This is a genomic window from Ralstonia edaphi (genome assembly GCF_958350185.1).
In the GTDB taxonomy this organism is placed as follows: domain Bacteria; phylum Pseudomonadota; class Gammaproteobacteria; order Burkholderiales; family Burkholderiaceae; genus Ralstonia; species Ralstonia edaphi.
The window spans coordinates 1,139,161-1,153,395 of the sequence record NZ_CATWHI010000001.1 but is presented as its reverse complement, the minus strand read 5'-3'; the positions used below and the strand labels follow the sequence as shown (position 1 = coordinate 1,153,395).

Genomic DNA, 14,235 nt, shown 5'->3' with positions numbered 1-14,235 from the left:
GAAATATCGCTCGCCACGCGAGTTCAGGCGCAGGACAGAATCATCAACTCAAGTGTGAGGCGGTGTCCGGAGATACGGGGGCAAATCCAGTGATACTCGACGCTCGGAGGGTCGAGATCGAGTGTTTGAGGGTCGAGTGCGGGGCTCCGGGCGTGGCGCTTGGGAGTCTGAGGGTCGAGCTTGGGTGTCTGGGACTCGGGCGCGAGGGCTTGGGGCCGGGAGACGCGATCAATAGCGTCGAGCACCGGTCTTTCGGCGTCGCACGCCGGCATCGTGATCCCGCCGTTAGCGCTACATCGCACTGCTAAACTCAAAACTGTCTCGGCCAGTTTCCCACCTTTCTGTGAGCAACATTGAGCGGCACCTTCTCGACTTCAATCCGCAAGAGTTTGTCGCCTCGCTGCACAGTCGATATGAGGTGGGTCCGAAGCAGTTCGACATATCTGCGGAATGCCTGGCGCGATGTACCGGCCTGTCAGGGGAGGTCCTTCCAGAAAGATTCGATGCTGTCGCACTCGCGCTTGCTCGCGGTTATAGCGATGCGAGCCTTCCATTCGCTTTCTGCGATGCGGTAGTGAACATCATGGTCGGAAAAGTGTATTCCGATGCAGCATCTCAACGCGATACCTGGCCCCCCTTGTTCTGGGAGGTCTTTCTTGCCTTCGATGCCGGAGAGTTTTTTCGTGAGGGTGAGGAGCACATCGAGCCGGCGGAGAAGTACACAAGACCGCTGATTGAAGCGATCGTCGCGAGATTCAATCTTTGAGCATAGATGATCGAGAACTGGCGCCTCCCTCGTATTGATTGCCCCGATTGACGTATTAGAAGCAGGAGCAATCGAACTGAACGGCGCTCTGCTTCTGATCTACTTGTCCGGGTCTCCTCTTCAATTCGCCAAACATGCCTCTATCAAGACACGTCTTTCTGCATTGATCGTATTGCCCTTGATATGACGGCTTTTTGAACAAAGACGGATAGAGGCTGACGATGTACGCCGCACCGAAATTCAAAGCGATGACGGTAGCAAATGCAGCCACAACAATGAGCCAGACTGGAATGCGGACGTTGTACAAGACATCACCCCACGCCGTCTTGTCGACGCCGAAAACCGATTTCCTCCAACGACAAGACCACATAGGGGCTTGCGCCATCGGTTTGGGTGAGCACGAAGTCCGCACATAGATCGCTCCACTTGCCGTTGAGCGGAAGGTCGTACTCGATGGCGCCGAAGAGACCGGCGACATTGGGTTGATACCGAGTCACGGCTTTACGGGGTTGGGGGTTGCCTCCGCTCGCTTGAGTTCGATCGGTTACTGCAAATTCCACGACCCCTGGAAACCATGCGCGATGCCGATAGCGCGATATCTCCTGACGAATACAGTCCGCCGGTTGCTGGCCAAACGCCAATGCGTATCCGAGCGCAGCCGCCACGGCGTCATAGTCCTGCCGCGCCAGAGCGTCTACCCATACACCAACGATGTCGATCAACACCTGGTCAGTCACGTCGCGAGGTAGTCGAATCATCTGGCTGTTTATCGGGTACATAACGCACGGCGTAGGAACATCGCGACCGCCTCTTACCTGAGTTGAAACCGCGTGCGCAATGGAAGCTCGGTATTGCGGATCGTGTCGCGCAGGGTCATCTCGACGAGCCAAGTCCCCGCAGGGTCACCAGTATCTCCAGAGAAGGCAACGACGCGCGTTGATAGATAGACGTAAGAGGCCTTACCGGCCAGTCGACCAGAGAAACAAGGTTGGTCTTCGAAGGAGTGCGTGACGCTGCCATTCGGATCAACAATTTTGAGGTCACATCGCACAGTGACCTTGCCGCTATCGTCCTTCGCCGGATTGGAAAAGAAGCTCAGGATGTAGACCTTCTTCCCGTAAGGAACTACGCCAGCCGCTTGAAATTGGGGCACGGTCTCTGGCGGGGTCTCCCACTTCTGCTCCCAGTCGGCATCTGTTGTGGCGAGCAGCAAGCCGCCGAAGCCATCCTTGGCCTTCATGGAGTCGGTTTCGGCCACCGGGTTGCCGTCTTTGTCGCGCCAGAAATTGGACTGAGCCTGGGCAGCGCCCGCCAATAGGAGGCCAAGGAGAACCAGGAGGCGAAGTTGTCTCATCAGGCTTTGGTCGACCAACAACGATTGCGATGGCGGGCAGTTCATTGACCATAGCGCGAGCGGATGCGGTGTTCTCTGATTCGTTTTCTCTATCTCGCTTGCGGATTTTTGCTTATGGAGGCTCAGGCTTTTTTGGAATGCCTCAGCGCATGAGTACCGCTCTCTTTCGCGAATCGGCGGCGCCAAGTGTGCAGCGTGGCACGTTGCATCCTGGCGCCTCGCCCCACAAATCAGACCTGCGCCGCCGGCCCCATCGCTATAATCCTCCCGCTGCCGCACCAACGGCAGCCGGGTGTAGCAACCTGTTTGAGTGGTACCTCTGGACGGCAATTGCATTGCAATTTGCCGGCAGGCACTCGCGCGCCATCAAGGGCGGGCCGGGTGGGGAGACCTTCGGGTCTGCCGGTGCTCCAGAGAGCCGGTTTGCTACCCCCGCTGTCAGGCCCGCCACCCGTGTAGCAACGAGTTGACCGGCCTCTACTCATCTCTGGAGGCTCCATGCCAATCGCTTCATACCCTTCTCCACCGCCTTCCGCCCCTCGCGCCGAGGTCACGTCATCGGCGGCAGGCGCTCTTACCAAGAATCGCATTTACCTGAACGGCGCGCTTGCTGGGCAGGCTTATCTCAAGCGCACGCGCACCGCGATGTGTTCCCATGGTCAATGCCGGCCCGGCATGCTGCGTGAGCAGCTTCAGCACTTGTCGGCGCACAGTTTTCCGCCTGCCTTTGTGAAGGGCTTTGTCGACGCGATCGATGTGTACGTGTCGATGTCGCTTACTGGCCGTGACGTCGATCCGCAAGCCTGGGATGTGCTCGCTGCCATCGAGCGGCGCGGCTATAGCGAACAGTAGCGACGGATCAAGGCATTCCGAACCGGAAATGCCCTACTCCGATCCAAGAAATGGCTCCGCCGCGCGCCCATGGACGGTAGTCTGCGCGGCGGGCCTCGAGCGACTAGCTCAACATCGAATCGTCATCCGAATAATCACCGCCGCCCAGGTCGCTGTCGTCGATCAGCCCAAGGCTGTCGTCGCGCGACGCCGTGTTGGTCGTGCCGCTGTCGCTGTCGTAGTAGTTGTTGATGACTGTTTCCGTGGTGCCGCCCATCACGGGCTGCTGGCCGAAGAAGCCGCCACCGCCGCTGTTGTGATGGAACATGTTCTCGATGCCCTGGAACAGCAGCGCGCCACCGGCCACGCCGGCTGCGGTGGTCGCGACGCTGCCGAGCGTGCTGCCCAGGCCGCCGCTGAAGAAACCCGAGCGCGCCGGTTGCGCCGGGGCCGGTTGGGCCTGGGGCGGCATCTGCGGCATCTGCACGGGGGCGGCCTGTTGCGGGGCGTATGCGGGTGCGGGCGCCGGGCTGCCGGCGTGGCTGCCCCAGTTGTTGGCCGAGTCCATGAACGACGTGCTGCGGCCGGCCTGCGCCGCCTGCAATTGGTTTTGCAGAGAGGCGATCTGCGCCTGCGCCGACGCCAGCGCCTGGTCAAGCAGCATGGCGCGCTGCACGAGCAGATAGGCCGCGTCCGGCTGGCGGGCCACGGCATCGAGGATGCGGGCTTCGGCCTGCGGGTCCTTGGCCCCGGCGCGCGCCTGCGTCAGTTGGGCCAGGAAGTTTTCCAGCGCTTGCTGTTCTTGCGGGGACATGGTGTGGAGTCCTGTCTGGGTGGGTGCGACGTGACCAAGTTAGGCGTCAAGTCTTAAACGAAAATTAAAGCGCGGCAGCTTCTTGTGTAACGGCCTGTAACCCCAGGTGCCTAGACGGCCGGGCGATATTGGCTGGGGTTGGTGCCCGACACCTTGCGCATCAGGCGTCGCAGCGCGGTGGCGTCTTCGTAGCCTACGGCTTCGGCCACGCGGTCGATGGTCATGCGGCTCGACTCGATCAGCATGCGGGCGCGGTTCAGGCGCACGCTCTGCACCAGGGCGAGGGTGCTTCTGCCGGTGGCTTCCCGCACGTGCCGCGACAGCGTGCGTTGCGACATGGCCAGCTCGTCGGCCAGCGCTTGCACGCTGGGCGGGTTGGGCAGGGCGCCTTCAATGCGTGCCACCAGCTGCGCAATCAGCGCATTGCCGTTGGCCAGCATGGCGGGCACCACAAACGGCGCTTGCGCGTGGCGGCCGTCGATCAGCAGCACACGGCCCACGGCATCGGCCAGCGCCACGCCAAAGCGCGTGCGCAGCAGGTGCAGCATCAGGTCGGTCTGCGCAAAGGCGGCGCCGGCGGTGGCGATCGGGCCGTCGGCGCACACCATGCGGTTTGCGTCGACGGTGCATGCGGGTTCCCACTGCTGCAACGTCGGGGCCAGCCACCAAGACGTGGTGACGCAGCGCCCGGGCAGCACGCCGGCCGCCTGCAACAGAAACACCGCCGAGCACGATGCGGCCACCTGCCCGCCCGCAGCGACCTGCGCGGCCAGGGCGCGCGCTGCTCGCTGCGCATCGTCCTGCGTCAGGCGCGTGGCGATCACGCCGGCATGGTCGAGGCCCAGGCCCGGCACGATCCAGGTGCTGCCATCGGGGCGCGGGCGCTTTGGCAGGGCAGCAGCCTGCACGTGCATGCCGTTGCTCAGCTGCACGCTGGGCGCGTCGGCTGACAGGATGCGCCAGGTCGGGCGCGGCGCCTTCACACGCGGCGCGAGTGTCGACGCGGCCTGCAGGATGTCCAGTGTGGCCGCCACACTGGTGGCGTACGCGCCGGAGAGTACGAGGATGGTGAAATCCGCCATGACCAAAGTTGCCTGAAAGATGTCGAAATCGACACTGCCAGTCTAGCGGCTGCGCGGGTTCAATGCGGGCATGTCAACGACGCTCACGAGTGCCCACATGCCAAACATCCTCGTCAAGATTCCTGCCAACACCTTTGACGGCCACGCGTGCGCGACGCTTGCACGCCGCATCACCGAGGCGGCCGCGCAGGCCGAGCAGATTCCCGATGATCCGCGCCGGCGCGCCACGATCTGGGTGACGGTGGAAGAGGTGCCGGCCGCCTTCTGGTGGTGCGGCGGGGCGGACGTGACAACGCAAATGGTGCCGTGTCTGGCCGTCGCCCATGTGCCGGCCGGTGTGCTGGATGGTGCTGCGCGCGCACGCTTCGTTCAGCAGATGCACGAGGCGTTTGCGCAGGCGGTGCCGGCCGATGATGCGCGGCGCGTGGTGACCTCCGTGATAGTGCATGACGTGGCCGGCGGCACCTGGGGTGTGAACGGCGCGCTGTGGGCGCTGCCCGATTTCGCCAGGGCGGCCGGTTATGCGCATCTTCAGCATCTCGTCGCCTGAGCCAGGCCATTCCAACGGAGCCCACGCATGACAAGCCAGCACACGCAGCAGGATGACAGCCTGGAAGACTTCACGCGCCGCCAGATCACCTTGGACGGCATCACCAAGACCGCGTATGTGGCCGGCACGGGGCCGGGCGTGATCGTCATGGCCGAGATGCCGGGCATCAGCCCGCACGTGGCGCGGTTTGCACGTTGGGTGCGCGATGCGGGGCTGACCGTCTACATGCCGTCGTTGTTCGGGCGCGATGGCGCGGTGCCCGAAGCGGAGGCGGGGGCCGAGGTGTTCCGCCACGCGTGCGTGAGCGCGGAGTTCCGTGCCTTTGCCGCCAACCAGTCGAGCCCCGTCACGCAATGGCTGCGCGCGCTGGCGCGGCTGGCCCATGCGGAGTGCGGCGGCCCGGGCGTGGGCGCCATCGGCATGTGCTTCACCGGCAATTTCGCGCTGACGATGATGCTGGAGCCGGCCATGCTGGCGCCGGTGCTGTGTCAGCCGTCCTTGCCGCTGAGCGCGCCGGACGGGATTGAGATCGCGCCGGAGGAAGCGGCCGCCGTGCGCCAGCGGCTGGAGCAGGAAGACCTGACTGTGCTGGCCTACCGCTTTGAGGGTGACCGCTTCTGCCGTGCCGAGCGCTTTGCCGCGTATGCGCAGGCGCTGGGCCCGCGCTTTGTGGCGCGCGTGCTGCCCGACAGCGCTGCGCACCCGAATCCGCCGCCGTTCTTTGCCCAGCATGTGCCTTGTCCGCACAGCGTGGTGACCGCGCACCTGATCGACGCGGCCGGCGAGCCGACGTTGGCGGCCCGCGACGAGATCCTGGCGTTCTTCCGGCAGCGCCTGAGCTGAGTGGGGGCTCACATGCGGGTGTGAGCCCGGCGCCGCCCGGTTCGGTGTAAACCCAGGGGCGACGTCCGGCCAAATTGCTTTACAACTAAACTATTCATGACTAAGGTAATAGCGCATCAAACGCGGAGCCGTTGTCATGAAGATTGTCTGTATTGGTGGTGGGCCGGCCGGCCTGTACTTTGCCCTGCTGATGAAGCTGCAGGACGCGTCGCACGACATCACCGTGGTGGAGCGCAACCGCCCGTATGACACGTTCGGCTGGGGCGTGGTGTTCTCTGACCAGACGCTGGGCAACCTGCAGCGCGCCGACGCCAAGAGCGCCGCGCAGATCCTCGACGCCTTCAACCATTGGGACGACATTGAAGTCCACATCCGCGGGCAGGTCGTGCGCTCGGGCGGCCACGGCTTCTGCGGCATCGGGCGCAAGCGCCTGCTGAACATCCTGCAGGCGCGCTGTGAGGAAGAGGGCGTCAAGCTCGTCTTTGAAACGGATGTGCAGGATGACACCGCCTACGCCGATGCCGATCTCATCATCGCCAGCGACGGCTTGAACAGCCGCATCCGCACCAAGTACGCCGCCACGTATCAACCCGATATCGACACGCGCCGCTGCCGCTTTGTCTGGCTGGGCACGCACAAGCTGTTCGAGGCCTTCACGTTTGCGTTTGAAGAGACCGAGCACGGCTGGTTCCAGGCGCATGCGTACCGCTTTGACGACGAAACCTCGACCTTCATTGTCGAGACGCCCGAGGAGGTGTGGCGCGCCGCCGGGCTGGAGACCATGGAGAAGGAAGAGGCCATCGCGTACTGCGAGCGGCTCTTTGCCAAGTACCTCGACGGCAACAAGCTGATTTCCAACGCCACGCATCTGCGGGGCTCGGCGCAGTGGATTCGCTTTCCGCGCGTGGTTTGCCGGCATTGGGTGCATACCAACACGCACGGCACGCCGGTGGTGCTGATGGGCGACGCCGCGCATACGGCGCACTTCTCGATCGGCTCCGGCACCAAGCTGGCGCTGGAAGATTCGATTGAACTGGCACGCAGCATCGGCCAGCACCCGGGCGATTTGCGTGCCGCGCTTGAGCACTACGAGGCGGTGCGCAGCGTGGAAGTGCTGCGCATCCAGAACGCGGCGCGCAATTCGACGGAATGGTTTGAAAACGTCGCGCGTTACGCCAACCTGCCGACCGCGCAGTTCGCGTATTCGCTGCTCACGCGCAGCCAGCGCATCAGCCACGAAAACCTGCGCCAGCGCGACAAGCGCTATCTCGAACAGTTTGAAGACTGGATTGCCGAGCAGGCCGGCGCATCGCGGGGCCCGCAGCACGGCCCCGTGCCGCCGATGTTCACGCCGTTCACGGTGCGTGGCGTCACGCTCAAGAACCGCGTGGTGGTGTCGCCCATGGCGCAGTACTCGTGCGAAGACGGCCAGCCGGCGGATTACCACCTCGTGCACCTGGGCGCGCGCGCCATGGGCGGTGCCGGCTTGGTGATGGCCGAGATGACCTGCGTGTCGCCGGATGCGCGCATCACCCCGGGCTGCCCGGGTTTGTGGAACACCGACCAGCGCGACGGCTGGGCGCGCATCGTGCAGTTCGTGCATGCCAACAGCGATGCGAAGCTGGGCATCCAGCTTGGCCATGCCGGCGCCAAGGGTTCGACACGCGTCGCGTGGGAAGGCATCGATCTGCCGCTGGAAGACGGGCAGAACTGGCCGCTGATCTCCGCATCGCCCCAGCAGTATCTGGATGGCGTCAGCCAATGGTCGCGGGCCATGACGCGCGACGACATGGACCGCGTGCGTGACGACTTTGTCCACGCCGCAAGGCTGGCGGCGGAAGCCGGGTTCGACTGGCTGGAGCTGCACTGCGCGCACGGCTATCTGCTGTCGTCGTTCATCTCGCCGCTGACGAATCAGCGCAATGACGAATATGGCGGCTCACTGGAAAACCGGCTGCGCTTTCCGCTCGAAGTCTTTCACGCGGTGCGCGAGGTGTGGCCGAGCAACAAGCCGATGTCGGTGCGCATCTCGGCGCACGACTGGGTGGAAGGCGGCATCACGCCGGACGATGCGGTCGAAATCGCGCGCGTCTTCAAGGCCGCAGGCGCGGACATGATCGATTGCTCGTCGGGCCAGGTCAGCAAGAAAGAGCAGCCGGTGTACGGCCGCATGTTCCAGACGCCGTTTGCCGACCGCGTGCGCAACGAGGCGGGCATCGCCACGATTGCCGTGGGCGCCATCTCCGAGGCTGACCACGTCAACAGCATCATCGCGGCGGGCCGTGCCGACCTGTGCGCCGTGGCGCGCCCGCACCTGGCCAATCCGGCCTGGACGCTGAACGAAGCCGCGCGCATCGGCTATCTCGACATGCCGTGGCCCAAGCAGTACCGCGCAGGCAAGCTGCAGTTGGAGCGCAACCTTGAGCGCGAACGCGCGATGGCCGCGCAGGCGGCGGGGCTGTCGCCGCTGGAGCAGGCCAACCGCATGCAGGGGGTTTGAGATGGCGACACCTGCGATGCTCACCGGGCACCACGCCGTTGTTACTGGCGCTGGGCGCGGGATCGGCGCTGCGATTGCCACGCAACTCGCTGCGCATGGCGCCACGCTCACGCTGATGGGCCGCAACGCCGATGTGCTGCACGCCACTGCCAAGACGTTGCCCGACAGCGCCCGCGCGCAAGTCGTGACGTGCGATGTGACCGACGAGGCGAGTGTGTCGGCGGCGTTCGAATCCGCGCGCGCGGGGCTCGGCCCTATCTCCATCCTGGTCAACAACGCGGGCCAGGCGGAGAGCGCACCGTTTGCCAAGACCACGCTCGATCAATGGCAGCGCATGCTGGCCGTCAACCTGACAGGCACGTTCCTGTGCACGCAGGCGGCGCTGGCCGATGTGCAAGCCTCGGGCCGCGGCCGCATCGTCAACATTGCCAGCACGGCGGGGCAGCGCGGTTATGCGTATGTGTCGGCGTATGTGGCGGCCAAGCATGGGGTGATCGGGCTCACGCGCGCGCTGGCGCTGGAGCTTGCGGCGCGCGGCGTCACCGTCAACGCGGTCTGCCCCGGCTATACGGAAACCGACATCGTCCGTGAGAGCATCGACCGCATCGTTGCCCGCACCGGCCGCAGCGCGGAAGAAGCGCGGGCCGAGCTGGTGAAGGGCAATCCGCAGGGTCGGTTGATCGCGCCCGACGAAGTGGCGAACGCCGTGGTGTGGCTGTGCTCCGAAGGCGCGTCGTCAATCACGGGGCAGGCCATCTCGGTATCCGGCGGGGAGGTGATGTGAGCACCGAACGCACCCGGCGCAAAACCGCACTCGCCACGCGTGCCTCAGGCCACCACGCCGTTGTGCATGCGCTGGGCGATGAACGTATCGGCCTGGAAGCCCGCGCGCATGTGGACGACCACATGGACGTCAAGATCTGGCTGCGCCTCCTGGCGTGCAGCACGCAGATCGAACAACAGATCCGCCAGCGCCTGCGCACGCGCTTCAACACCACGCTGCCGCGTTTCGACTATCTGGCGCAACTCGATCGCCATCCGGACGGGCTGCGCATGAACGTGCTGTCGCGCTACCTGATGGTGACCGGCGGCAACGTCACCGGCCTGACCGACCAGCTGGAGAAGGAAGGGCTTGTCAAACGCGAGGCGGATCCGGATGATCGCCGGTCCTTTCGCGTGCTGCTGACGGATGCCGGCCGCCGCCACTTTGCCGAGATGGCCGCCGAACACGAACGCTGGCTGATCGAAATGTTCGACGGCCTTGGTATGGCCAACAAAGACGCGCTGTATGCGCAGCTCGGCCACCTGCGCGTGCACCTCGCGCAGCGCGAGCAAGAGCTGGACGCCCGCGAAGATCAACCTTGAACGAACCCGACCCAACCATGACCGACCCGAATCACCATGTGGACCCGGCCCTGCTGGCCGGCAACCGCCGACCGCTGGCGGGCTATCAAGCCAAGCATTTCCTGTGGAGCGTGGAAGACGGCGTTGCCACCATCACGCTCAACCGGCCTGAGCGCAAGAACCCGCTCACGTTCGATTCGTACGCCGAGCTGCGTGACCTGTTTCATCAGCTCAAATGGGCGGATGACGTCAAGGCCATCGTGCTGGCCGGCGCGGGCGACAACTTCTGCTCCGGCGGCGATGTGCACGAAATCATCGGCCCGCTGGTGCAACTGAAGGCGCCCGAGCTGCTGATGTTCACGCGCATGACGGGCGAGCTGGTGAAGACGATGCGCGCGTGCCCGCAGCCGATCGTCGCCGCAGTTGACGGCGTGTGCGCGGGCGCGGGCGCCATCCTGGCGATGTCTTCCGACGTGCGCCTGGGCACGGCGCGCAGCAAGACGGCGTTCCTCTTCAATCGCGTTGGCCTGGCCGGCTGCGACATGGGTGCCTGCGCGATCCTGCCGCGCATCATCGGTCAGGGCCGCGCGAGCGAACTGCTCTACACCGGCCGCTCGATGAGCGGCGAAGAAGGTGAGCGCTGGGGCTTCTTCAACCGCCTGTGCGAACCAGCCGAGGTGCTGAGCCAAGCGCAAGCCCTGGCTGCCGACCTGGCCGCAGGCCCGACCTTCGCCAACGGCATCACCAAGACGATGCTGCACCAGGAATGGACGATGACGATCGAGCAGGCCATTGAAGCCGAGGCGCAGGCGCAGGCCATCTGCATGCTGACCGAAGATTTCTCGCGCGCGTATCACGCGTTTGTCGCCAAGCAGAAACCGGTATTCGAGGGGAACTGAGATGAGCGACAAAGACTATCTGCAATGGCCCTTCTTTGACGACAAACACCGCCAGCTCGAAGCCGAACTCGACGCCTGGGCCACGAAGCACATTCCGCACGACCACGGCCCCGATGTGGATGCCGAGTGCCGCGCGCTCGTCAAATCGCTCGGCCAGGCCGGCTGGCTGCGCCACGCCGTGGGCGGCACGGCGCACGGCGGCGCGGGCGAGACCATCGACACGCGCGCCATCTGCCTGATCCGTGAGACGCTGGCGCGCCATTCCGGCCTGGCCGACTTTGCCTTTGCGATGCAGGGGCTGGGGTCGGGCGCCATTTCGTTGCACGGCACGCCTGAGCAGCGCGAACGCTATCTGACGAAGGTGGCGCGTGGCGAGGCCATCTCTGCATTTGCGCTGTCTGAGCCCGACGCCGGCTCCGATGTGGCCGCCATGGCCTGCGCCGCGCGTGAAGACGGCAATGACTATGTGCTCGACGGCGAGAAGACGTGGATTTCCAACGGCGGCATCGCAGACTTCTACGTCGTGTTTGCCCGCACCGGCGAGGCGCCGGGCTCGCGCGGCATCAGCGCGTTCATCGTCGAAGCCGGTACGCCGGGCTTTGAGATTGCGGAGCGCATCGACGTGATTGCGCCGCACCCGCTGGCGCGCCTGCGCTTTACCAACTGCCGCATTCCGGCCAGCCAGCGCGTGGGCGCAGCAGGCGAGGGCTTCAAGGTGGCGATGCGAACGCTCGATGTGTTCCGCACGTCGGTAGCGGCAGCCGCGCTGGGTTTTGCGCGCCGCGCGCTGGACGAAGCACTGACGCGCGCCACCACCCGCAAGATGTTCAGCGGCGTGCTTGCCGATTTCCAGCTCACGCAGGCCAAGCTCGCACAAATGGCCACCGCCATCGACAGTGCCGCGCTGCTGACGTACCGCGCCGCGTGGCAGCGCGACCAGGGCCGCACCGTGACGCGCGAAGCCGCCATGGCCAAGTTGACCGCTACCGAGAACGCGCAGCAGGTGATCGACGCCGCCGTGCAGATGTGGGGCGGCCTGGGCGTGGTGAGCGAGCAGCCGGTCGAGCGCCTGTACCGCGAGATCCGCTCGCTGCGAATCTACGAAGGCGCGACGGAAGTGCAGCAACTGATCATCGCGCGCGAACTGCTGCGTGCGGCCACGCCTGCAGCGCACTGACACTGCCCAGCCCAGAGACGGAGAGCTCGCCATGCCCAGCGCCCATATCGACACCTTCGCCCGCGACCGGCTGCCGCCGGCGGAGCTGCAACCGGTGTATCGCTTCGACCTGCCGGCGCTGCAGTTTCCGCCGCAGCTCAACTGCGCCACCGAATTGCTCGACCGCCGCGTTGCTGCAGGCGAGGGCGGCCGCCTTTGCATCCAGGCGCCCGGCATCCGCTGGACGTATGCGGATCTGCAGGCGCACGCCAACCGCATCGCCAACGTGCTGGTCAATGAGATGGGCGTTGTGCCGGGCAACCGCGTGCTGCTGCGCTCGCCCAACAGCCCGATGCTTGCCGCGTGCTGGTTTGCCGTGATGAAAGTGGGCGCCATTGCGGTGACGACCATGCCGCTGCTGCGCGCCAAAGAGCTGGGCCAAATCCTGGGCAAGGGCGAGATCGGCTTCGCGCTGTGCGATGCGCGGCTCGTCGACGAGTTGCGCGATGCCGTGGCGCAAGCGGCCAAGCCCGTGCAGATGCTGTGCTTTCACGATGACACGCCGGAAGGGCTGGAGGCTGCCATGGCCCGCCAGCCGGACACCTTCACCAACGTGGATACGGCGGCAGATGACACGTGCCTGCTCGCTTTCACGTCGGGCACGACGGGCGTGCCGAAAGCGACGATGCATTTTCATCGCGACATCATGGCCATTTGCGCGTGCTGGCCGCCGCATGTGTTGAAGCCGCGCGCGGACGACATCTTTATCGGCAGCCCGCCGATGGCGTTTACGTTTGGCCTCGGCGGCCTGCTGCTGTTTCCGATGAGCGTGGGTGCATCGACGGTGCTGCTGGAGAAGGCATCGCCGAACGATCTGGTGGATGGCATCCGCACGTTTGGCGCGACGGTGCTGTTCACCGCGCCCACCACGTATCGCAACATCGCGGCGCGCGGAGACGAGTTGCGCGCCACGCCGCTGCGCCGCTGCGTGTCGGCCGGCGAAGCGCTGCCGGTGGCCACGCGCACGCTGTGGAAGAGCGCTACCGGCATCGAATTGATTGACGGCATTGGCGCGACCGAGATGCTGCATATCTTCATCTCCGCCGCCGATGCCGACGTGCGCCCCGGCGCCACCGGCAAGGCCGTCCCGGGCTATGTCGCGCGCGTTGTGGATGATGCCGGCAACCCCGTGCCGCCGGGCACCGTGGGCCGCCTGGCTGTGCAGGGCCCGACCGGCTGCCGCTACCTGGCCGATGACCGCCAGCGCGCCTACGTGCGCAACGGCTGGAACCTCACGGGCGATGCCTATGTGATGGACGAGGAAGGCTACTTCCACTACCACTCGCGCACCGACGACATGATCATCTCGTCCGGCTACAACATCGCTGCGCCCGAGGTGGAAGACGCGCTGATGCAGCATCCGGCGGTGGCCGAGTGCGGCGTGATCGGCGAGCCCGATGAAGAGCGCGGGCAGATCGTCAAAGCCTTCGTTGTATTGCACCCGGGCCACACGGCGGGGCCGGAGATGGTCAAGACACTGCAGGACTTCGTAAAGCAGACCGTGGCCCCGTACAAGTATCCGCGCGCCATCGAATTTCGCGCGAGCCTGCCGCGCAGTGAAGTCGGCAAGCTGCTGCGCTACCGCCTGCGCGAACACGACAAATCATGAGTGACTACCACTTCGAGCGCGCCGCGCGCATCCGCTTTGCACACTGCGACCCGGCCGGCATCGTCTACTTTCCCCAGTACCTCGTCCTGTTCAACGGCCTGGTCGAAGACTGGTTTACCGATGGCTTGGGCGTTTCGTATGCGCAAATGCTGGGCCCGCGCCGCATCGGCCTGCCCATCGTCAAGCTGCATTGCGAGTTCAGCGCCATCAGCCGCATGGGCGACGACGTGCAGTTCAAGCTGAAGCTGGAGCGGCTGGGCAATGCGTCGCTCACGTTGGGCCTGGATTGCTGGGCCGGCGATGAGCAGCGCGTACGCTCGCAGCAGGTGCTGGTATTTACCGATCTCAATACGCATCGCGCGATGCCGATGCCGCCTGACGTGCGGCAGGCGATCGAGGCGAGCGTTCAACTGCAGTCGTAATAGAA

15 protein-coding genes are annotated in these 14,235 nt (G+C 65.1%); 11 read left to right on the top strand and 4 right to left on the bottom strand.

Annotated features, from left to right (window positions below; translation table 11 throughout):
* The first annotated feature begins 343 nt into the window (after positions 1 to 343).
* Positions 344 to 766 carry a hypothetical protein gene (locus tag R2669_RS05165; protein WP_316899020.1) on the top strand — a complete coding sequence of 141 codons (423 nt, stop codon included), beginning with the start codon at positions 344 to 346 and terminating at the stop codon, positions 764 to 766.
* 311 nt (positions 767 to 1,077) lie between these two features.
* On the opposite strand, the gene R2669_RS05160 is transcribed toward R2669_RS05165, so the two are convergent.
* On the bottom strand, positions 1,078 to 1,491 hold the full coding sequence (locus R2669_RS05160; RefSeq protein WP_316899019.1) for a hypothetical protein: 414 nt from the start codon (positions 1,489 to 1,491) through the stop codon (positions 1,078 to 1,080).
* A gap of 86 nt (positions 1,492 to 1,577) precedes the next feature.
* Entirely contained in the window at positions 1,578 to 2,456 is an 879-nt protein-coding gene (locus tag R2669_RS05155; RefSeq protein WP_316899017.1) for a hypothetical protein, read from the bottom strand.
* A gap of 162 nt (positions 2,457 to 2,618) precedes the next feature.
* Between R2669_RS05155 and R2669_RS05150 the strand changes: the two genes are divergently transcribed.
* Positions 2,619 to 2,972: a hypothetical protein gene (locus R2669_RS05150; RefSeq protein WP_316899014.1), complete on the top strand. Its 354-nt coding sequence runs from the start codon at positions 2,619 to 2,621 to the stop codon at positions 2,970 to 2,972.
* Between the two features lie 103 nt (positions 2,973 to 3,075).
* Here the strand turns inward: R2669_RS05150 and R2669_RS05145 are convergent, their stop codons facing one another.
* Complete coding sequence (locus tag R2669_RS05145) at positions 3,076 to 3,765, bottom strand: DUF2076 domain-containing protein (RefSeq protein WP_316899012.1); 690 nt, start codon at positions 3,763 to 3,765, stop codon at positions 3,076 to 3,078.
* A 110-nt stretch (positions 3,766 to 3,875) separates the two neighbouring features.
* Positions 3,876 to 4,847: a GlxA family transcriptional regulator gene (locus tag R2669_RS05140; protein WP_316899010.1), complete on the bottom strand. Its 972-nt coding sequence runs from the start codon at positions 4,845 to 4,847 to the stop codon at positions 3,876 to 3,878.
* Positions 4,848 to 4,944: 97 nt separating this feature from the next.
* Here R2669_RS05140 and R2669_RS05135 point away from each other — a divergent pair, with 97 nt between their 5' ends.
* From R2669_RS05135 to R2669_RS05095, 9 genes are all read left to right on the top strand, one after another.
* Positions 4,945 to 5,397, top strand: coding sequence for a tautomerase family protein (locus R2669_RS05135; RefSeq protein ID WP_316899008.1), 453 nt, complete (start codon positions 4,945 to 4,947; stop codon positions 5,395 to 5,397).
* A 27-nt stretch (positions 5,398 to 5,424) separates the two neighbouring features.
* A complete protein-coding gene (locus tag R2669_RS05130) occupies positions 5,425 to 6,240 on the top strand; it encodes a dienelactone hydrolase family protein (RefSeq protein ID WP_316899006.1) in 816 nt (271 codons plus the stop codon).
* A gap of 136 nt (positions 6,241 to 6,376) precedes the next feature.
* Positions 6,377 to 8,740, top strand: coding sequence for a bifunctional salicylyl-CoA 5-hydroxylase/oxidoreductase (locus tag R2669_RS05125; protein ID WP_316899005.1), 2,364 nt, complete (start codon positions 6,377 to 6,379; stop codon positions 8,738 to 8,740).
* A 1-nt stretch (position 8,741) separates the two neighbouring features.
* Entirely contained in the window at positions 8,742 to 9,524 is a 783-nt protein-coding gene (locus tag R2669_RS05120; protein ID WP_316899004.1) for an SDR family NAD(P)-dependent oxidoreductase, read from the top strand.
* On the top strand, positions 9,521 to 10,105 hold the full coding sequence (locus tag R2669_RS05115; RefSeq protein WP_027679573.1) for a MarR family winged helix-turn-helix transcriptional regulator: 585 nt from the start codon (positions 9,521 to 9,523) through the stop codon (positions 10,103 to 10,105). Before R2669_RS05120 ends, R2669_RS05115 begins: the two co-directional genes overlap by 4 nt.
* A 17-nt stretch (positions 10,106 to 10,122) precedes the next feature.
* Complete coding sequence (locus tag R2669_RS05110; protein WP_316899080.1) at positions 10,123 to 10,983, top strand: enoyl-CoA hydratase family protein; 861 nt, start codon at positions 10,123 to 10,125, stop codon at positions 10,981 to 10,983.
* Position 10,984: 1 nt separating this feature from the next.
* Complete coding sequence (locus tag R2669_RS05105; protein ID WP_316899002.1) at positions 10,985 to 12,160, top strand: acyl-CoA dehydrogenase family protein; 1,176 nt, start codon at positions 10,985 to 10,987, stop codon at positions 12,158 to 12,160.
* A gap of 31 nt (positions 12,161 to 12,191) precedes the next feature.
* Positions 12,192 to 13,808 carry an AMP-binding protein gene (locus R2669_RS05100; protein WP_316899000.1) on the top strand — a complete coding sequence of 539 codons (1,617 nt, stop codon included), beginning with the start codon at positions 12,192 to 12,194 and terminating at the stop codon, positions 13,806 to 13,808.
* A complete protein-coding gene (locus R2669_RS05095; RefSeq protein ID WP_316898998.1) occupies positions 13,805 to 14,230 on the top strand; it encodes an acyl-CoA thioesterase in 426 nt (141 codons plus the stop codon). Before R2669_RS05100 ends, R2669_RS05095 begins: the two co-directional genes overlap by 4 nt.
* The last annotated feature ends 5 nt before the right edge of the window (positions 14,231 to 14,235 follow it).

Bases quoted from the DNA above. Each gene is read 5' to 3' on its own strand.
- R2669_RS05100 (WP_316899000.1), top strand. From the start codon at position 12,192: ATGCCCAGCGCCCATATCGACACCTTCGCCCGCGACCGGCTGCCGCCG.
- R2669_RS05130 (WP_316899006.1), top strand. From the start codon at position 5,425: ATGACAAGCCAGCACACGCAGCAGGATGACAGCCTGGAAGACTTCACG.
- R2669_RS05110 (WP_316899080.1), top strand. From the start codon at position 10,123: ATGACCGACCCGAATCACCATGTGGACCCGGCCCTGCTGGCCGGCAAC.
- R2669_RS05095 (WP_316898998.1), top strand. From the start codon at position 13,805: ATGAGTGACTACCACTTCGAGCGCGCCGCGCGCATCCGCTTTGCACAC.
- R2669_RS05105 (WP_316899002.1), top strand. From the start codon at position 10,985: ATGAGCGACAAAGACTATCTGCAATGGCCCTTCTTTGACGACAAACAC.
- R2669_RS05125 (WP_316899005.1), top strand. From the start codon at position 6,377: ATGAAGATTGTCTGTATTGGTGGTGGGCCGGCCGGCCTGTACTTTGCC.
- R2669_RS05145 (WP_316899012.1), bottom strand. From the start codon at position 3,765: ATGTCCCCGCAAGAACAGCAAGCGCTGGAAAACTTCCTGGCCCAACTG.
- R2669_RS05150 (WP_316899014.1), top strand. From the start codon at position 2,619: ATGCCAATCGCTTCATACCCTTCTCCACCGCCTTCCGCCCCTCGCGCC.
- R2669_RS05155 (WP_316899017.1), bottom strand. From the start codon at position 2,456: ATGCAATTGCCGTCCAGAGGTACCACTCAAACAGGTTGCTACACCCGG.
- R2669_RS05140 (WP_316899010.1), bottom strand. From the start codon at position 4,847: ATGGCGGATTTCACCATCCTCGTACTCTCCGGCGCGTACGCCACCAGT.
- R2669_RS05135 (WP_316899008.1), top strand. From the start codon at position 4,945: ATGCCAAACATCCTCGTCAAGATTCCTGCCAACACCTTTGACGGCCAC.
- R2669_RS05120 (WP_316899004.1), top strand. From the start codon at position 8,742: ATGGCGACACCTGCGATGCTCACCGGGCACCACGCCGTTGTTACTGGC.